Source organism: Corynebacterium stationis (assembly GCF_001941345.1).
Lineage (GTDB): Bacteria > Actinomycetota > Actinomycetes > Mycobacteriales > Mycobacteriaceae > Corynebacterium > Corynebacterium stationis.
The window spans coordinates 134,177-151,751 of record NZ_CP009251.1 but is presented as its reverse complement, the minus strand read 5'-3'; the positions used below and the strand labels follow the sequence as shown (position 1 = coordinate 151,751).

Below are 17,575 nucleotides of genomic sequence, written 5' to 3'. Positions count from 1 at the left end.
GAAGGTCTGACCACGCCTTTCATGTCAGCAGGTGGTTTGTCACTGCTGGCAAATTGCCCATTATCGCTTTGTTTCTGCGCATCACACATTCCACGCGGACATCGGATGCTGTGCTCCAAGCTGAAAAGCACCAAGAAAACCACTACTGCAGCCCTTTCCTTAGACTTGATCTCTATGATTCCTGTTCTTATTGATTGTGACACCGGCATTGACGATGCATTAGCACTGATGTACCTGGCAGCTTTGCATCACGAAGGCGAGGTTGAGCTTGTCGGGGCAACCACCACCGCAGGAAATGTGGATATCACACAAACCGCCATCAATACCCGCTGGGTACTTGATAAATGCGGGCTTGGGCACATCCCCGTTTCAGCTGGTCAGCCAGGACCTTTGCAGGTGCCGTTGACCACCACCCCGGAAACTCACGGGGAGTTCGGTCTGGGTTATATCAACCCCGGCGCCCAGGACATAAGCCAGGATAGTTGGCAGGATGTATGGCGCAATGCGATTGCCCAGTATGCCGATCTTCGGTTGATTGTGACAGGCCCAGCCACCAACCTGGCTACTTTTGGAGCAGTTCGAAACACCACGCTGATGGGTGGATCCTACTTATACCCGGGCAACACCACACCGACTGCTGAATGGAATACCTGGGTGGATCCGCACGGTGCAAAACAAGCCTTCGCGCAGGCTAAGGACCCAATCACGGTGTGTTCTTTAGGCGTGACAGAGCGGTTTACCATTAATCCGCAAACGCTGAATACGCTTATCGATGCCCTCGGTACTACCCCCATCGCCGCCTACCTACCGGAGATGCTGCGATTTTATTTCGAATTTCACGACAGTCAAGGCGAAAGCTACTTAGCGCAGATTCATGATTTACTTACCGTGATGATCGCGCTGGGCAAGATACATTTTAGCACACGGAAAGTAACCGTGGATGTGGAAGCTGATTCTGAATTAATGCGCGGGACCACGGTTGCAGATTTACGCGGGCACTGGGGCCGCAAGGCGAACGCTTTGTTGGTGGATGATGTTGATGTCGACGCCGCTCACGCAGAACTCTTGCGGGCCGCTATACTTTTGAATCGGTTCGCATCCGAGGTGACATAGGATGCGGATAATTCAGCTGTTTTATGATCTCTAGGGGATTTTCCGCATGTCACAAAAATCAACGCACAAGGTTTTAGTCGCCGTGGGTGGCGCGCTTATCGCCGCGACCTGGCTCTATCTCGTCTTAGTTCGCCCCACTGATTGGGAATCAGTCGGCGGGTCAACCGAAGCCCTGATTACTCTCATCGGCTATGTCGGCGGTACTTTAGCGCTGCTCGCCGGTGTTTTGCCCACGCTGCCGGCACGCACCGTGGCGATCATTCCAGTGGCATTGATCCTGAACATTCTTATCGGACAAATCGTCGGCTCCATTGGTATCCCGCTTTACTTGGACGCCGTGGGTACCGTCCTGGTTGCCGCCCTTGCCGGCCCACGTGCTGGTTTAGCAACCGGTGCTTTAAGCTCCGTGGTGTGGGCACTATTTAATCCCCTAGCGCTACCTTTCGCAGCTGGTTCTGCGTTAACCGGCTGGTTGGCTGGTGTGGCCATTAACAAGGGCGCTTTCCGCAATATTTTCTTGGCATTTGTTTCTGGCGCGGTGCTCGGTCTTATCACCGGTGCCATCGCCGCACCTGTGGCGGCCTTCGTCTATGGCGGCACCGCTGGTGTCGGCACTGGCGCTTTAGTCAGCCTCTTCCGCGAAATGGGCAACTCGCTTCTAGGCTCTGTTACCCTGCAGTCCTTTATCTCCGATCCGTTGGATAAGGGGCTTATCATGGTGATTGTGTTTGCGGTCGTTGCCGCATTGCCGAAAAAGACCCGGCGCGCTTTGGCCCCACGTACAGCAGAACATAGCCACTAATGAATCCGCTGACCTGGATTGTTGCGGCGGCTAGCTCATGGATTGTGGTGCTGGGTTTTAATGAACTTGCTTTAAGCGCAAGCGTTGCCGTGATTGCGCAGCTTATTGCGCTTGTGCGCCTGCGTAATTTCTCCGTCCTGGCAACTACCGTCGCCTTAAGCATCCGGTTAGCCTATCCTTGCTGATTATCCACATTCCCTTCGGCAGAAATGACTGGTCGACGGCCCTGGATTTAAGTGTTCGCTTCATCGCTTTGATGTCAGCATTTTTGACAGCGGCTAGCGCCGTAACCATTGCAGATTTGGTGAAATCACTCAGTCATATGCCGCGGGTGGCCTATATCGTAGGCTCCGCCGTGCAGTTGCTTCCGCAAGGTCGTGACACCTTAGGCTCGGTGCGATATGCCAATCATTTGCGCGCACACAGCCCACGCCAGCACAGCACCCGTGGCCTTTCAAAGACCGTTAAGTTTGTGGTCTTACCGCTGATTACGCGTCTGCTATCGCAAGGAGCCTCGCGCGCCATCCCACTAGAAGTATCCGGATTGGAGCGCACCGGTCAGCGCACGGTATTAAACCCGGTAGCCGATACAACCACACAAAAAGTCCTGCGCTGGTTGATGCCGATTGCTGCATTGGTGGTGGTTGTGTGGCTATAAAGCAGCTGGTTGGCCCCTCTGGTTCCGGGCTGACTAAGTATCTCACCGACTTGTATGAAAACACTCCCGTCGCGGTCATGCTGACTTCTAACCCGCGGGCGCACATTACGTATTTACGCACCACGGTGGAAGAAGAATTAGCTTTTGGCCTTGAACAGCGCGGGGTTGCACTAGATGAGATGCGTCAGCGCATCGAGAGGATTGCGGGGGCTCTCGATCTGCAGGAACTTTTGGATCGCGCCCCAAATCAGCTCTCCGGTGGGCAAACTCGGCGGGTGGCAATAGGCACGGTGTTAATCCTGGATGCGCCGCTGGTGCTTCTCGATGACCCCTTCGCCGGCCTCGACCCGGCCTCCCGCCAACAGCTGGCACACGTTCTGCACAACCTCGATGCTGACGTGGTGGTCGCTGGGCATCACGCCTGGTTGTCCGACATGGACCCCGATGTGGATGCGGAATTACTAGGAGAAGAAGCACTCCTGCAGCTGCCGAAAAAGGTGCCCTCGTCCCATCACGGCGATGATTCTTATCTGCATTTTCCAGATCTCGTGGGCAGCCAGGGCGCAGGAAAACGGCGCTGGTGGCAGTTTCGGAAATTTCAGGCGAACCGTTTCGTCATTGGCCCCATATCGCTGTCTATTCCGCGCGGCGGTGTGTTGTGGTTGCGCGGAGCAAATGGCGCAGGCAAGTCCACGTTGATGAAAGCACTGGTCGAACGGGACAAAAGAATCGGTTTGATGTTGCAGGATCCGATTGATCAGGTTATTGATTCACGCGTGAATCACATGGTTCCGGATACGCAATTACGTGCGCAATTTAATCTGGGCAGCGAAGAACATCCTGAAGATCTGTCACAACGTGAACTGCGGTTAGCGCAGTTTGCCTCAGTTATCGGTGCTGGCAATGGAGAGCACGTGGATGTTTTATGCGCTGATGAGCCGGATGTGGGACTAGATATCGCTGGCCGGACCATGTTGCACGAAGGTTTCGCGTCCCATCTGCACCGCGGAGGAAGCATTGTGCTGGCCTGTCATGATGAGAACTTCATCGAAGAAGTACGTGGCTATGCCCACGTTGAAATCTTCCAGCTTGGCGATGGGGCCGAGCAGGTAAGTTCATCCATATAAGCGCATCCGCATCCCGTACGCACCGAACACAAAAGCTCCGAAACATAATCAGAGAAAATGTTTCGGAGGAAAAATTTTGTGCCCGGAGTGGGACTTGAACCCACACGTCCTATAAGGACACTGGCACCTGAAGCCAGCGCGTCTGCCAATTCCGCCACCCGGGCTGGGTGGTAAACATGAAACCTTAGGTCTCACACCGACTAGACAACAATAGCATGAGAGATCGCACTGATGCCAAAACGGCAGTTCAATATAGAAAAACTAACTGGGGTTTTGCCTAGAAAACTTGCCTGTTAGTGCGCGCGAGCTACTAGTTTCGGTCTATGGTTGCCTATAATAAAGAAGGTTTCATTCAAATCGCAGTCAGAAAGGAGGCGCCGCACCCATGGAACTATTAGAAAAACTAGCTCGTTTAGATTCGGCCATGCAGCGGGGCCTCGATAACGGCATGGCGTTCGTCTTTGGTGGCAAAGTTGTTCCCGAAGAAATTGAAGAACTACTCAAACAAGAAGCGCTGGATAATGTTCAGCACGGAGATGACGAGCTGCTGTACTGCCCGAACGTCTACTCAGTCGGCGTGAGCTCCAAGGATGTAGAAAACCTGTCACGCAATCGCTCAACCCCGGCTGGCTTGGCAGATCAAATCTCGCGATTTATCCGCAACAATGGCTGGCAACTCGCTGGCCCTATTGTCGTGCGCATTGGTGAGGAATCATCACTTCGCACCGGCCAGCTTCGCGTGTCTTCCTTTATCAATCAGGAACCAGGAGTGGACACGGGCTTTGACGCGATTTTCCACGATGCCCACGAGGACGAAGATGAACAATCTTCAGCCTCCCAATCTCAGGAGAATTCCATGACTACCCCAGATTCCAATTATCCGGCTGAGGAAGCAGCAACTACCTCATTCGTACGCCAGGAAGCCTCTGAAGAACAGAATATCCCCCACGGCCCTGCGGTTAACCTGCTTTTGCAAGATGGGTCATCGCGGACCTACCACGTCCAAGAAGGCTCCAATATCATCGGACGCAGCAATGATGCGCACCTGCGCCTGCCAGATACGGGAGTCTCTCGCCAGCACGCGGAAATTACCTGGGACGGCCAGGATGCGGTACTCACAGACCTGCAGTCCACCAACGGCACCACCGTTAATGAAACGCCTATTGAAAATTGGCTGCTTGCAGACGGCGACATCATCACGATGGGCCATTCCCAAATTGAGGTTCGTATCACCGGCTTAGAAAGCTAGTGATTTTTCATAGCTCGCATACTGGTGAAAATCTTCGTCACAGCGAGCTTTTATATTTTTCCCGTAAATTGAAACCGGTTATGCTTTTGCGCTACAGAACTAGTGCCAGCACTACTGAATTACAGGGCGTGCCTGACTAAGCTGGTTTCATACGTTTTAATGAGGAGGTCCCCATGGATTCAGTCATTATGTCCGGACTGAGAATCGGACTGCTGATTCTCCTGTGGCTGTTTATTCTGGTGGCCCTAAACGCAATGCGTCGTGACGCCAACAAAGCAGCCGGGTCCTACCAAGCAGTCAAGGCCGGCCCAGTTGCAGCGCCACGTGTTAAAGGACGTGCCATCGCTCCGCGCGAAATAAAGATCATTGATGGGCCTCTAGCTGGCTCTCACATGGCTTTGTCCGGTCTGGAAGATTTTACTTTGGGCCGCGCCCAGGACTGTGATTTCGTCTTAGGTGATGATTACGCGTCGTCACGCCATGCGCGGTTATTCCGGCGCGGCAGCCAGTGGTTTGTGGAAGATTTGGAATCCCGTAACGGCACTTTTGTGGCCGGTAATCGTATCGATCAGCCTGAGCAGGTAGGTGTCAATACCGATATCAAGATGGGGCGCTCTACTGTAAGGCTGGTGGCATAAGTAATGCTAAAGCTTAATTTTGCTGCTGCTTCTGACCGCGGTTTGGTTCGCGGTAATAATGAAGACTCTGCCTATGCGGGACCATACTTGTTGGCTTTAGCCGACGGTATGGGTGGCCACGCTGCTGGTGAAGTTGCCTCGCAGCTGATGATCACGCACTTGATGGGGTTGGATAAAAACCCGCGTGACAATGACATGTTAGCGCTGTTGGGCACGGTATCGGCTGAGGCCAACTGGTCTATCGCAGAGCACATCCGGAAGCATCCGGAAACGGATGGCATGGGTACGACGTTGACATCGATGATGTTTAACGGCTCCCAGTTCGCTGTGTGCCATGCCGGGGACTCCCGCGCTTATTTGCTGCGTGATAAGAAGTTGCAGCAGGTCACCAAGGATGACACGTATGTGCAGTCGCTTGTCGATGAAGGCAAGTTAGACCCCGAAGACGTCACCTCGCACCCGCAGAAGTCTTTGATTTTAAAGGCTTATAACGGCCGCGATGTTGAACCAACGCTGTTTTTACTTGATGCCCAGCCAGGCGACCGCATCTTATTGTGCTCCGACGGTTTATCGGATCCGGTGACCGCGTCCACCATTGAAAGCGCGCTAGTAGCAGGTTCTTTGGAAGAGGTTGCGAACCGGCTGGTTGAACTAGCTTTGCGCTCTGGTGGCCCAGATAATGTCACCATTGTCTTGGCCGATGTTGTGGAAGCTAGCGAGGAAGAAGTAGCAGAGCTAGATGCTCTAGCTGCGCAATCAACTAATGCTGATACCACCGAATTTGCGGCCTCTGAGGAGTCCCCAGTAATTAATCCGCAGGCCATTATGGTCGGTGCGATCGCCGGTGAAGTTCCGGAGCCCACGCACCCTGATTCGGCAGCGTCACGGGCAGCGGCCTTAAACCGTCGCCCGCAGGTCATTGAGCCTTATTCGGGCCCAGCCACGGCTGCTGGTGCTCCTCGCTCGACTGTTTCTCCCACCGGTGGCAATCCCACCAACCCTGTCGATGCCGATGATGCCGAGGGCACCGCGGATGCTGAACCAGCAGATGAGGAGCCTGGCAGACGCCGTAGATTCTTCGGCTGGCCGTTGATTGTCTCTATCTTGGTCATCATTGCGCTCGTAGCGGGCGTGTGGTGGGTTAGCAAGAATTACCTCAACAACAACTACTACGTTGCGGTTGTGGAAGCTTCCACTACGTCCGAAGACACGGATGCCAGCAACGAGGAAATCCGCATCATGCAGGGCATTGATATGGAACTGTTCGGGCGCCCGCTCAACAAGGACTACCAAGTGGCCTGCTTGCGCGAAGACGGTGCATTGCAGCTTGCCGGAAACTCATGCCCAACTGGCACGCAAGCGTTTTCCTTAACCGATCTACCGCCGTCAGAACGCAGCGCCGTAGGCAACCTAGATTCAGGTTCTTATGACGAGGTGCAATCACAGCTGACCCAACTATCCGAGCGCGCACTGCCTAAGTGCCGCGAATCTACCACTGACAAGGACAAGTTCCGGTCAACCCCGGGGATTGACTGCCGGGAGGTGAACTAAATGCTCAAAGAGTTTCACAGTCGTTGGACTGAACTCACCCTGCTGATTATGGCAGCCGCCGTATTCACCATCACTTTGGTGAGCCTGGAATTATCCCAAGGCAATGAACTCACCACAGAGATCCTGTGGATCATTGGCGGCTTTTTGGGCGTACTCATTGGCGCGCACATCGTGCTGTGTTTCCTCGCGCCGCATTCGGATCAGCTCATGTTGCCGATCGTTGCAGTACTTAACGGCATCGGGTTATTAATGCTTGCGCGCATCGATATTGCGCAAGAGACTACCTTGGCATCGCGCCAGGTCATGTGGACCATCGTCGGTCTTGTGCTTTTTGCCGCGGTCTTGATTATTGTCCGTGACCACAAAGTCTTTACCCGCTTTTCCTACCTCTTGGGCGTCGTGGGCATCGTACTGCTCGCACTGCCTTTGGTGTGGCCGCAGCCACCAGACGCAGAGGCCCGCATCTGGATTTGGCTGGGACCATTTTCCATTCAGCCGGGTGAGTTCTCGAAGATTTTGCTGCTTTTGTTCTTCGCCATGCTCTTGGTACAAAAGCGCTCGCTATTTACCGTCGCTGGCTATCGCTTCTTAGGCATTTCCCTGCCGCGTCTGCGCGACTTAGCTCCGATTCTGATTGTCTGGGCAATCGCGATTGTCATCATGGGTGTCTCCAATGACTTCGGCCCTGCACTGCTGCTATTTTCCACCGTGCTGGGCATGTTATTTATGGCCACCGGGCGTGTGTCCTGGTTGCTCATCGGCATCATTTTGGTCGCCGTCGGCGCCACCGGCATCTACATGATTTCTGACAAGATCCAGGATCGTTTCTCCAACTTCCTCGATCCTTTGGCAAACTACGACAACACCGGCTACCAGCTCTCCCAAGCACTCTTTGGCATGTCCACCGGCGGTATTACCGGCTCGGGCCTTGGCAACGGCTACCCAGAATTAGTGCCGGTTGCGCACTCCGACTTCATCCTCGCCGCCATCGGTGAAGAATTCGGACTTATCGGCCTGTCTGCAGTCTTGATCTTGTTCGCGCTACTCGTCTCTCGCGGCTTTAATACCGCGATGCGTGTACGCGATTCTTACGGCAAGTTGGTTGCCGGCGGTTTGTCCTTGACTGTTGCTATTCAGGTCTTCGTCGTCACCGGCGGTATTTCTGCGCTGCTGCCGATGACCGGTTTGACCACTCCATTTATTTCCGCCGGTGGTTCTGCCTTGATGGCGAACTACATCCTATTGGCTATCTTGCTGCGTATTTCTAATACCGCCCGCAGGCCTCAGGCCGAGATTGCTGCGCCCGAAGACAACGCCGAAGTGGCGGAGGTTCGCTCATGAACAAATCAATTCGCGTCACCGCGCTTTTCTCCATCATCCTGACCATCATCTTGCTCATTAACTTGACGGTGGTGCAGGCATTCAGCGTGGATAAGTACGCCGATAATCCGAAGAACCAACGCGGTTTTTATGACATGCAAACCGTCGCGCGCGGACAAATTTTCGCCGGCGGCACCGTCTTGGCACAATCCACCGCCAATGAGGACGGCATTTATTCGCGTTCTTATCCCGTCGATTCGCCTGCCTGGGGTCCGGTCACGGGCTACTTGTCCACGCAATACGGCGCTTCACAGCTTGAGGCTTCGCAAAATAACATCCTCAATGGCACCGATGATTCGCTGATCACGAGCAACTTCATGGATCTCATCACCGGTGAGCAGCCAGACGGTGCCAACGTGGAAGTCACCATCGATCCACAGCTGCAGCAGGTTGCTTATGACCAGCTCACCCAGCCTGGATATGAGGGCGCTGCGGTGGCATTGCAGCCATCGACAGGCAAGATTTTAGCGATGGCGTCTAGCCCGTCCTATAACCCCAACAACATCGATGACCAGTGGGCTCAGCTGCAAGAACAAGAAGGTAACCCGCTGTTAAACCACGCCACGCAGGAAACCCTGCCACCGGGATCGATCTTTAAGATCATCACCACCGCGGCAGGTCTTAACAATGGCTACAGCCCAGATTCCACCCTGACCGGTGCTTCTGAAATCACCTTGCCGGGCACCAATACCCAACTGACCAACTACGCCGGACAAGTCTGTGGCGGCTCCCAGCAGGTTACTTTGACCACTGCTTTCTCCTTGTCCTGTAACACCGCTTTTGTGGAAATGGGCATGGATGTCGGCGCTGATGAATTGCGCAGCTACGCCGAAGGCTTTGGCATTGGCCAGGAATCCAATATCGGAGTTGAAACCGCAGCGGGCAATATCGGCGAGATGCCTGACGATGCCTCCGTGGGCCAGTCCTCCATCGGCCAGCGCGATGTGTCTATGTCTGCACTGCAGGCAGCGGGCATGGCTGCCACCGTCGCTAATGGCGGCGTGCGCATGGAACCTTATTTGGTCAACCGCATTACCGATTCCACGATGAATGAGATTCGGACTACCTCGCCAAAGGAAGCATCGACAGCTGTCGATGAAGACGTGGCCAATGCTTTGACCGACTTGATGTACGCCTCCGAGCGCAACACCAGCGGCTATAACGGCAATAGTTATGCATCTAAGACCGGTACCGCCGAACACGGCGATGGCCTGCCACCGCACGTGTGGTACGTCGCCTTTGACCCAGACCGCGACATTGCTGTCGGCGTTGTAGTGAAAAATGGTGGCAACTTGGGCGAATCTGCCACCGGTGGCCAGGTCTCGGCGCCGATTGGGCGTGCGATCCTGGATAGCTACGGAGGTGGCCAGTAGTGAATACTGCTGATAACCAGGAACTACTTCAATCACTGATCGGTTCTGACTATGTGCTGCAATGGATCATCGGCCACGGCGGCATGTCTACTGTGTGGCTAGCTGATGATGTCCGCAATGAGCGCGAAGTCGCACTTAAGGTTTTGCGCCCAGAGTTCTCCAATAACGAAGAATTTCTCTCCCGTTTTCGTAATGAAGCAGATGCTGCGGAAAATATTGATTCCGACAACGTCGTTAAAACCTATGACTACCGCGAAGTAGAAGACCCTTCGGGCTACCGCTTTTGTTTCATCGTCATGGAATACGTGCGCGGTGAATCCCTCGCGGATCTCTTAGCGCGCGAGAAGATGCTGCCGGAGTCTTTGGCTTTGGACGTGCTCGAGCAAACCGCGCATGGGCTATCGATCATCCACCGGATGGATCTGGTCCACCGTGATATCAAGCCGGGCAACCTGCTGATTACTCAAAATGGTCAGGTAAAAATCACCGACTTCGGCATTGCAAAAGCTGCCGCTGCGGTTCCGCTGACCCGTACCGGCATGGTCGTGGGCACCGCCCAATACGTCTCCCCGGAACAAGCCCAAGGCAAGGATGTCACCGAAGCATCGGATGTGTATTCCCTCGGTGTCGTCGGCTATGAAATGCTCGCCGGCGAGCGTCCTTTTTCCGGAGATTCATCTGTCTCTGTAGCGTTGGCGCACATCAGCCAGGCGCCCGAACCACTGTCGACAAATATCTCTGCACCGGTACGCGAGCTCATCGGGATTACCTTGCGCAAGGATCCGAACACTCGCTATGCCGGTGGCAATGAACTGGCGTTGGCGGTTTCGGCTGTGCGTTTGGGCAAGCGCCCACCGCAGCCGAAGGCAATGCCCAATAACCTCATCGCGCCGGAGCCTTCACCAACGGCAGCTACGGCCATGCTGGGCAAGACCACTAACCCGACCACTATTCACCCGGCGGTTTCCGCAGATCCTGCTACCGACCCAGAGGCAGCAGCGCTTTCCGGAACAAGCAGCACGCAGGCGCCCGCGAAGACGGCAACGAAGTCTGGCGCGGGAAAGAATTTCGGGATCGGCGTTGGCATTGCAGCGCTCGCTGTTGCTCTAGTCGGCGGCGGCTTTTATGCAGCCACGATGTTTAGCGGCGATGACAGCGACGTCCAGCCGACTACTTCTACGGCACCCTCCATCGTGACGGAATATGTCACCCCGGAAAATGAGCCCACTCAAGATGAAGTAGAACCAGAAGAAACCGAAGAGACCAATACTCAAACCGAGACCGACTCTTCAAGCCCTTCGCCAACGCGTACGTCACGGCCAACTGGCAGTTCACCTTCGCCAACTAATACTCCTCCTTCCAACTCCACGCCGGGTGGCGGCGGTTCGCCAACGCCTGGCGGTGGCGGCGAGGACGGAGATAACGGCTCCAACCCTGGCGGCGACAGCGGCAATGATGGAGGATCGGAGCAACCCACCGACACCAATGGTGGAAACGCCGGAGGTAACCAGGAAGGAAATCCTGGTGAGGATATTATTGACGATATCTTAAACAACCTTGAAGGAGGTGCCAATGGTTAATGATCGCTACCGTTTAGGCGACGTCATTGGCACTGGCGGAATGTCGGAGGTCTACCGTGCTACCGACTCCTTGCTCGGCCGTGACGTAGCCATCAAAATGTTGCGTCCAGAAATGGCCCGCGATGTTAATTTCCGGGAACGCTTCCGCAAAGAGGCTCAAAATTCTGGGCGTTTGAACCATCCCAATATTGTCGCGGTCTATGACACCGGTGAGGCCGATGAAGATGGGATGGCGATTCCTTATATCGTCATGGAATTAGTCCACGGGCGTACCTTGCGCGATCTCGTGCGCGAAGATGGACCGTTGTCACCGCGCGAAGCCGCACAAGTGCTCATTCCGGTGGCGCATGCGCTGCAGGCCTCACATGATGCGGGCATTATTCACCGCGATGTAAAACCTGCCAATATCATGATCACCAACACGGGACAGGTCAAAGTCATGGACTTTGGCATTGCCCGCGCGTTGGATGATTCCACCTCGGCGATGACGCAAACCTCAGCGGTTATTGGCACGGCGCAGTATCTCTCGCCAGAACAAGCGCAGGGAAAACCCGCCGATGCGCGTTCCGATGTCTACGCTTTGGGCTGCGTTTTATACGAAGCCGTCACCGGTCATGCGCCTTTCGAGGGCGAAACTCCTTTCGCCGTGGCTTACCAACACGTCCAGGAAGAGCCCAATGCGCCGTCGGAATCTTTGGATCCAGATTCTTTAACACCGACCGAACGCGTCAATTTGGACGCCGTGGTCTTGACGTCGATGGCCAAAGATCCGATGGATCGCTATCAGTCCGCGCAGGAATTTAGTGCCGATTTAGAGCGCATGAGCTCTGGCAATGTCACCCGCGCGGCACAAATGCACATTGCTGACGATGAACCGTCGGCGCACAGCCAGCCGGAGGATTCCACTCGTGTTGCAGCGGTTCATCCTGCAACCACCACGATGGATCCGCAGCCAGCAGCAGCTGGCGTACCCGTTGCCGCGCCTGGTGTGGCCTCTGCTGATATCAACGAGCGCGACGGTGCCCGTAAATCACGGCCATGGATAAAGTGGATCGCCATTATTTTGGCGATCGCGCTAGCCGGATTGCTCATCGGTTTTGCCTTTGATTATTGGAATACTCCCCAGCAGCAACAGCAAGCGGAGCAGGAACAAGACCAGCAGGCGCAAGCTAACATGGTCACCGTTCCGGATGTGGAAGATCGTCCGCGCAGTGAAGTCATTGCGGAATTAGAAGATCTTGATCTACTGGTCACGGTTAATGAGGAAGCTAATCCCGATATTGCCCGTGACAATGCGATTCGCATTAATCCGGCACCGGGCTCGCAGTTGCAGCGCAATTCCACGGTTATTCTCACGGTGTCATCGGGACGCGAGATCACTGAGGTACCATCTGTCGTCGGCTTAAGCTTGGAAGACGCCTCGCGTGCGCTTTCCGATGCCGGCCTGAGCATGTCTGACAGCGTCGAAGAAGAAGAATCCAGCGCGGATAACACCGGACGGGTTACCCAGCAGAATCCGCCTGCTGGTTCGCAACTCTCCCGTGGTTCCCGGGTAACGGTGACCGTTGGTACTGGTCCACGCATGATCCGTGTGCCATCGAATCTGGTGGGTCAAGACATTGAAGATGTCCGCTCCACCTTGGATGCCATGGGCCTCGATGTTCAGGTAGAAAACGTGGACTCCACCGAAACAGATGGACAAGTCCTTTCAGTCTCCGATGAAGGCAATGAGATTCCTGCCGATAGCACCGTGACAGTACGCGTTTCGAATGGCCAGCTCATTGTTGCTCCGGATTTGGTCCGCCAGACCCCTGAGGAGGCCGAGGAAGCGTTGCGCGATGCTGGCTGGTCCGGCACTTTCAATATTGGTCGCCCAGTTAATACTGGTTCGGCGGTTGATAGTGATTTGATCGCGTGGGCATCGGTAAGCGAAGGCGACTCTGTCCGCCGCGATGCCGATATCGCAGTCCGTCTGTGGGAGTTTAATCTCCGGGAACTTATCCCCTAAGTTGCTCTGGTAGAGTTTGATTCCACAATAGAGATACTAGTCGTAATATCATTCGCGAAAAGGTTGATAAAGGCCCATGCCAAAGTCAAAGTACAACCCATCTTCGACCCCTGCACCGTCTACCGCCGGTTCCGCAGCAAACCGCACCCCGGTAAAAGTTAATGCTGAGGGCACCCCAAAGTGGTACATCGTTGTCATGCTGGGTCTGATGCTCATTGGCCTGGCCTGGATTGTTGTCAACTACCTCGCCGGCGAACAGATCGCGTTTATGGACGCCCTCGGCCCTTGGAATTACGGCATCGGCTTCGGCCTTGCCATCATTGGTCTACTCATGACCATGGGCTGGCGTTAGCTGCAGTTGGCGTTAACGTTATAAACATAACGACGATGAGCATGGTGGATTACCTACCGTGCTCATTGTCGTTTTTCATCCCTGCGTATAAGAGCCATGCCGAACATCCTCGTTAGAATGACCTTCGGATGGGAATTGCTTTGCTATTCATCTAGTTGCTTGCGAGCCTTCATGAGCTTGGTTTGAAAGCCGAGCAGAGGCATCCATGTGTAAACTACCGGCAATAGTGATGCGACGATGATTGCGATTTCAAGGACCATATCAAACTCAACGTTTGCAATAAGTAAGAAGACCGCAATGAATAGAACTGCGGATACCGCTGAGGCCTTGGCAAACCTATTGCGCTGATTCTTCAGAATTTCCACCTCCAATTGCTCATCGGTGTGCAATGCAACGGTGCTGGGGGCAGCTTTGAAGATGTGCGTATCTGCCACAGACAGAACGTGGGTCCAACCAGCTTGCTTGCACATAGCGAAAAAATCATCATCTGCGTCCGGCTCGGTAGTCATGTCAAAGATGACATCTTCTTTCTCACCTGGCGTAAACTCCCAGCCATGCCCAGCCATCGCTGTACCTGTTAGATGTTCACCTTTCAGCGCCATCTCGCGAAATACTTGCAGTTCGCGCTCCGGACTAAAAGCGAGACCCCCGCTCCAACGCTTAGCCATTATCTTCTCCTATCTCTTCGTTAAGCAGTTTCTCCGCCGCTGCGACTAGTTGCCGGCGGCGCTCGACATTTTTGGTTGCAACTTCCATTCCTTTAGCGGTCATGCGGTAGCTACGGCGGTTGTTGGAGGAATCAACTTCCTCAATCAGTTCAGCATCGGCGAGCTTTTTCAACGTTGTGTACAACGACGCGGGACCGATGGTGACTAATCCGCCTGAGCGTTCTTCCAAGTGCTGCATGATTGAGTACCCGTGACGGGTGTTCCTCACAGCCAGCAAAATAAAGAACGCCGCTTCTGGAAGGTTTCCTTCATCCAAGCCGGGCTTTCTCGCCATCATTCATCTCCTTATATCGCTCAACGCTATATCGCTAACTGATATATCGTTTAATGACATGATAAGCATAGAACCGAGTTGTACACAAGGTAGAAAACAAAAACAGGGTTGAGAAAATCACGGTTTCTGCTGTTCAGAAGCGTTAAAAATTTTCCCCTTTGTGGACACCATGCCATTTCGGCGTGAAAACCCGGAGTAATCCACGGTTTTACACCGCCCGTGCACAAAGTTATCCACAGGCTGGGGACAAGTCTGTGGAATTCGACTCTCCACAGGTTTACACACAGCCTGTGGATAACTTTTCTCACTGTCTTAACAGGGCTCTGAAGTTTCGAAAAATATGCAAAAGATCGGAATACCTGGCGTTTTATATGTTCGATTCGCGTTTTCTTTCGACAATTACACACGTGTAGTTATCCACAATGTGGATAACTATTGTGAATTACTTTCGCACACACGTCCCCGTGGATAACATGCCGTAGTTATCCCCACTGCCCTGCTCAGGGCATAAATTACACAAATGCACACAACCCGCGTCTCACTGGGCGGCACAATTCACAACCCTGTGCCAATGCGAGCAAATTAGGCGCCCTCCACGTTGTGTGGAAGACGCCTTAATGATTGTTGGGTTTAAGCTCCAACCCCTGTGTATAAAAAGAACGCAGCGACGGGCAGGCCGATGATGCCGACCCAGTGGATAACTGGTGATTTGCGGTTAACGCACAGTGCCAAGATGATACCGGCGAAAAGCCCACCAAGATGCCCCCAGAGCGATACTCCAGTCGTGAGGAAGGTATAGGCCACGTTGACCACAACTAAGACGATGGGCGCGCGCAGGTCGGCACCGCGGCTGCGGTAAACGGATATCAGCAGCACCATGAGGGCGAACAGCGCGCCAGAGGCACCGGCTGTGGATGACATGAAGTCCAGGGTCAGAATCAACAGTCCCGAACTAATCGAAGCCGAAAGATACAACGCCACAAACAACACAGTGCCGAAGTGACGTTCAACCTCACGGCCGATGAGCATCAGCATGAACATATTCACCGTCAGGTGGCCAATATCCAGGTGCATAAACGCGTAGCTCAGCGGAGTCCACCAGTGGTCTGCAATCTCGAATGCAGGCCCCCAGACCATCATGGCGTGCACGAGCTCAGAATTGCTGAAGACGTTCGTCAGAGAGCGCGCCTGAAAAGCCGCGACGAGCCACAAGATAATGCACGCACTAGTGATGATCAGCGTTGCGGGAGCAGTGCGATAAAAGGATTTCAGCCACGTCTGCATGAATTTGAGTTCCTCGAGATAAAACTAGAAAACCCACGTGGGCTTCCTCTACAGTTTCAACTATAGAGCGCGCTCACGCGGGAAAATAACGATGAGAAGTTAGCTCATCAGGGTATTAAGCCTGTGCAATCTCCACAGACTCAATGACAACGTCTTCAGCTGGGCGGTCCATACGGTCGGTCTGAACCTTTGCCAACTTAGCCACAACTTCCTGGGAAGCTGGGTCGGTGACCTCACCGAAGATGGTGTGGTGGTTGTTGAGGTGTGGGGTTGGCGCCACGGTGATGAAGAACTGGGAACCATTGGTGCCAGGACCAGCGTTTGCCATAGCCAGCAGGTATGGACGGTCGAAGGTGAGCTCTGGGTGGAACTCATCCTGGAATTGGTAGCCAGGGCCACCACGGCCGGTGCCGGTTGGGTCGCCGCCCTGGATCATGAAGTTATCAATAATGCGGTGGAAGATAGCGCCGTCGTAGAACGGGCCGGTCTGCTCGCCCTTAGCGTTTTGAGCAGAGTATTCCTTCTCACCGGTTGCGAGGCCGATAAAGTTTTCAACAGTTACTGGTGCGTGGTTACCGAACAGGTCGATGACGATGTCACCGAGGTTGGTGTGCAGCGTTGCAGTTGCAGTCTTCTGAGTCATGACAGCCATTGTAAACAAAGTTCTAAAGCCGTGGCATGTGTACCGGGGATTGCTCGCGCACAGCGATCAGTATCCCTACTTTCAGGCTTTAACTTTTGTACACTAAAAGTATGAATCTAGCTGCTTACGACGGAATTTTATTCGACTTGGATGACACGCTCATGGATCACACCGGTGCATCGAATAAAGGCCTCGATGCTTGGTGTGTAGAACTGGGTTTGCCAACTGGGCAATACAAACGCTGGTCCGAATTAGAGCACAAATGGGGAAGACGCTATGAGCGCGGAGACCTCTCTCATCCGCAACAGCGCCGCGAACGCGCAAAGGAATTTACTGGCCAGCTGCATTTAAGCGATGAGGAAGCGACCGAGCTCTACGCCGGGTTCATCCGCGGATACCAAGCACATTGGGCTGCATTCAAGGACGCCATTCCGACTATCCACAGCGCCTTGAAGGCAGGCAAGAAGGTGGGTATTTTGACCAACGGTGGCCGCGAGATGCAGGAGGGTAAAGTCCGCGCCGGCGACTTAGTTATTGAGGGTGTGGAACTAATTCCACTAGTAGATTACGATGCACCAAAACCACGACCACGTGCGTATTCGCTAGGCTGCGAAAAGATTGGCACCAGTCCGGAGCGCACCGCATTAATTGGGGACAATTGGCTTAACGATGTCGAAGGTGCCCGCCAAGCAGGCTTGACCGGCGTGTACTTCTACCAGGGGCTTTCGCACCAGCCAGAACCACAACCAGCTGACCGGGAGGTAATTTCCTCACTCAGCCAGCTGGTGTTTAGGGCTTAATTCTCAGGCTTTCGC

The 17,575-nt window shown here is 54.0% G+C and carries 18 protein-coding genes and 1 tRNA gene; 14 read left to right on the top strand and 5 right to left on the bottom strand.

Annotated features, from left to right (window positions below):
• The first annotated feature begins 174 nt into the window (after positions 1 to 174).
• From CSTAT_RS00775 to CSTAT_RS00760, 5 genes are read left to right on the top strand one after another with little or no spacing between them, the layout of a single operon-like run.
• The gene (locus CSTAT_RS00775) at positions 175 to 1,113 is read left to right on the top strand and encodes a nucleoside hydrolase (RefSeq protein WP_075723750.1); all 939 of its coding nucleotides are present in this window, start codon (positions 175 to 177) and stop codon (positions 1,111 to 1,113) included.
• Between the two features lie 46 nt (positions 1,114 to 1,159).
• Positions 1,160 to 1,915, top strand: a complete 756-nt coding sequence (locus CSTAT_RS00770) for a glycosyl transferase family 9 (RefSeq protein WP_075722138.1) — start codon at positions 1,160 to 1,162, stop codon at positions 1,913 to 1,915.
• Entirely contained in the window at positions 1,915 to 2,100 is a 186-nt protein-coding gene (locus CSTAT_RS13720; protein WP_244892865.1) for a hypothetical protein, read from the top strand. Before CSTAT_RS00770 ends, CSTAT_RS13720 begins: the two co-directional genes overlap by 1 nt.
• Positions 2,094 to 2,573: an energy-coupling factor transporter transmembrane protein EcfT gene (locus CSTAT_RS00765; RefSeq protein WP_244892864.1), complete on the top strand. Its 480-nt coding sequence runs from the start codon at positions 2,094 to 2,096 to the stop codon at positions 2,571 to 2,573. The genes CSTAT_RS13720 and CSTAT_RS00765 overlap by 7 nt, the downstream gene beginning before the upstream one ends.
• Positions 2,564 to 3,700, top strand: coding sequence for an ATP-binding cassette domain-containing protein (locus tag CSTAT_RS00760; RefSeq protein ID WP_075722137.1), 1,137 nt, complete (start codon positions 2,564 to 2,566; stop codon positions 3,698 to 3,700). Before CSTAT_RS00765 ends, CSTAT_RS00760 begins: the two co-directional genes overlap by 10 nt.
• A 79-nt stretch (positions 3,701 to 3,779) precedes the next feature.
• On the opposite strand, the gene CSTAT_RS00755 is transcribed toward CSTAT_RS00760, so the two are convergent.
• Positions 3,780 to 3,864 (bottom strand) — tRNA-Leu (locus CSTAT_RS00755).
• A 221-nt stretch (positions 3,865 to 4,085) separates the two neighbouring features.
• Between CSTAT_RS00755 and CSTAT_RS00750 the strand changes: the two genes are divergently transcribed.
• From CSTAT_RS00750 to crgA, 8 genes are all read left to right on the top strand, one after another.
• Complete coding sequence (locus CSTAT_RS00750; RefSeq protein ID WP_066792101.1) at positions 4,086 to 4,949, top strand: DUF3662 and FHA domain-containing protein; 864 nt, start codon at positions 4,086 to 4,088, stop codon at positions 4,947 to 4,949.
• Positions 4,950 to 5,122: 173 nt separating this feature from the next.
• Positions 5,123 to 5,587 carry an FHA domain-containing protein FhaB/FipA gene (locus CSTAT_RS00745; RefSeq protein WP_066792099.1) on the top strand — a complete coding sequence of 155 codons (465 nt, stop codon included), beginning with the start codon at positions 5,123 to 5,125 and terminating at the stop codon, positions 5,585 to 5,587.
• Between the two features lie 3 nt (positions 5,588 to 5,590).
• Entirely contained in the window at positions 5,591 to 7,138 is a 1,548-nt protein-coding gene (locus CSTAT_RS00740; protein ID WP_075722136.1) for a PP2C family protein-serine/threonine phosphatase, read from the top strand.
• A complete protein-coding gene (locus CSTAT_RS00735) occupies positions 7,139 to 8,479 on the top strand; it encodes an FtsW/RodA/SpoVE family cell cycle protein (RefSeq protein WP_066792094.1) in 1,341 nt (446 codons plus the stop codon). It abuts the gene before it with no gap.
• A complete protein-coding gene (locus tag CSTAT_RS00730; RefSeq protein ID WP_066792092.1) occupies positions 8,476 to 9,891 on the top strand; it encodes a penicillin-binding transpeptidase domain-containing protein in 1,416 nt (471 codons plus the stop codon). Before CSTAT_RS00735 ends, CSTAT_RS00730 begins: the two co-directional genes overlap by 4 nt.
• A complete protein-coding gene (locus CSTAT_RS00725; RefSeq protein WP_075722135.1) occupies positions 9,891 to 11,471 on the top strand; it encodes a serine/threonine-protein kinase in 1,581 nt (526 codons plus the stop codon). Before CSTAT_RS00730 ends, CSTAT_RS00725 begins: the two co-directional genes overlap by 1 nt.
• On the top strand, positions 11,464 to 13,479 hold the full coding sequence (pknB, locus tag CSTAT_RS00720; RefSeq protein WP_075722134.1) for a Stk1 family PASTA domain-containing Ser/Thr kinase: 2,016 nt from the start codon (positions 11,464 to 11,466) through the stop codon (positions 13,477 to 13,479). The genes CSTAT_RS00725 and pknB overlap by 8 nt, the downstream gene beginning before the upstream one ends.
• Before the next feature lie 76 nt (positions 13,480 to 13,555).
• Positions 13,556 to 13,831: a cell division protein CrgA gene (crgA, locus tag CSTAT_RS00715; protein WP_066792089.1), complete on the top strand. Its 276-nt coding sequence runs from the start codon at positions 13,556 to 13,558 to the stop codon at positions 13,829 to 13,831.
• A gap of 143 nt (positions 13,832 to 13,974) precedes the next feature.
• Here the strand turns inward: crgA and CSTAT_RS00710 are convergent, their stop codons facing one another.
• From CSTAT_RS00710 to CSTAT_RS00695, 4 genes are all read right to left on the bottom strand, one after another.
• A complete protein-coding gene (locus CSTAT_RS00710) occupies positions 13,975 to 14,499 on the bottom strand; it encodes a DUF2812 domain-containing protein (protein ID WP_075722133.1) in 525 nt (174 codons plus the stop codon).
• Positions 14,492 to 14,836, bottom strand: coding sequence for a PadR family transcriptional regulator (locus CSTAT_RS00705; RefSeq protein ID WP_228385289.1), 345 nt, complete (start codon positions 14,834 to 14,836; stop codon positions 14,492 to 14,494). Before CSTAT_RS00705 ends, CSTAT_RS00710 begins: the two co-directional genes overlap by 8 nt.
• Before the next feature lie 627 nt (positions 14,837 to 15,463).
• Complete coding sequence (locus tag CSTAT_RS00700) at positions 15,464 to 16,117, bottom strand: rhomboid family intramembrane serine protease (protein WP_083640576.1); 654 nt, start codon at positions 16,115 to 16,117, stop codon at positions 15,464 to 15,466.
• Between the two features lie 115 nt (positions 16,118 to 16,232).
• Positions 16,233 to 16,769, bottom strand: coding sequence for a peptidylprolyl isomerase (locus CSTAT_RS00695; RefSeq protein WP_079005632.1), 537 nt, complete (start codon positions 16,767 to 16,769; stop codon positions 16,233 to 16,235).
• A gap of 101 nt (positions 16,770 to 16,870) precedes the next feature.
• Between CSTAT_RS00695 and CSTAT_RS00690 the strand changes: the two genes are divergently transcribed.
• Entirely contained in the window at positions 16,871 to 17,560 is a 690-nt protein-coding gene (locus CSTAT_RS00690) for an HAD family hydrolase (RefSeq protein ID WP_075722132.1), read from the top strand.
• The last annotated feature ends 15 nt before the right edge of the window (positions 17,561 to 17,575 follow it).

What these genes read in the sequence shown, in the direction of transcription:
- CSTAT_RS00695 (WP_079005632.1), bottom strand. Translation starts at nt 16,769, where the DNA reads ATGGCTGTCATGACTCAGAAGACTGCAACTGCAACGCTGCACACCAAC.
- CSTAT_RS00750 (WP_066792101.1), top strand. Translation starts at nt 4,086, where the DNA reads ATGGAACTATTAGAAAAACTAGCTCGTTTAGATTCGGCCATGCAGCGG.
- CSTAT_RS00705 (WP_228385289.1), bottom strand. Translation starts at nt 14,836, where the DNA reads ATGATGGCGAGAAAGCCCGGCTTGGATGAAGGAAACCTTCCAGAAGCG.
- CSTAT_RS00730 (WP_066792092.1), top strand. Translation starts at nt 8,476, where the DNA reads ATGAACAAATCAATTCGCGTCACCGCGCTTTTCTCCATCATCCTGACC.
- CSTAT_RS00740 (WP_075722136.1), top strand. Translation starts at nt 5,591, where the DNA reads ATGCTAAAGCTTAATTTTGCTGCTGCTTCTGACCGCGGTTTGGTTCGC.
- crgA (WP_066792089.1), top strand. Translation starts at nt 13,556, where the DNA reads ATGCCAAAGTCAAAGTACAACCCATCTTCGACCCCTGCACCGTCTACC.
- CSTAT_RS00770 (WP_075722138.1), top strand. Translation starts at nt 1,160, where the DNA reads ATGTCACAAAAATCAACGCACAAGGTTTTAGTCGCCGTGGGTGGCGCG.
- CSTAT_RS00745 (WP_066792099.1), top strand. Translation starts at nt 5,123, where the DNA reads ATGGATTCAGTCATTATGTCCGGACTGAGAATCGGACTGCTGATTCTC.
- CSTAT_RS00735 (WP_066792094.1), top strand. Translation starts at nt 7,139, where the DNA reads ATGCTCAAAGAGTTTCACAGTCGTTGGACTGAACTCACCCTGCTGATT.
- CSTAT_RS00690 (WP_075722132.1), top strand. Translation starts at nt 16,871, where the DNA reads ATGAATCTAGCTGCTTACGACGGAATTTTATTCGACTTGGATGACACG.
- CSTAT_RS00710 (WP_075722133.1), bottom strand. Translation starts at nt 14,499, where the DNA reads ATGGCTAAGCGTTGGAGCGGGGGTCTCGCTTTTAGTCCGGAGCGCGAA.
- CSTAT_RS00700 (WP_083640576.1), bottom strand. Translation starts at nt 16,117, where the DNA reads ATGCAGACGTGGCTGAAATCCTTTTATCGCACTGCTCCCGCAACGCTG.
- CSTAT_RS00775 (WP_075723750.1), top strand. Translation starts at nt 175, where the DNA reads ATGATTCCTGTTCTTATTGATTGTGACACCGGCATTGACGATGCATTA.
- CSTAT_RS13720 (WP_244892865.1), top strand. Translation starts at nt 1,915, where the DNA reads ATGAATCCGCTGACCTGGATTGTTGCGGCGGCTAGCTCATGGATTGTG.
- pknB (WP_075722134.1), top strand. Translation starts at nt 11,464, where the DNA reads ATGGTTAATGATCGCTACCGTTTAGGCGACGTCATTGGCACTGGCGGA.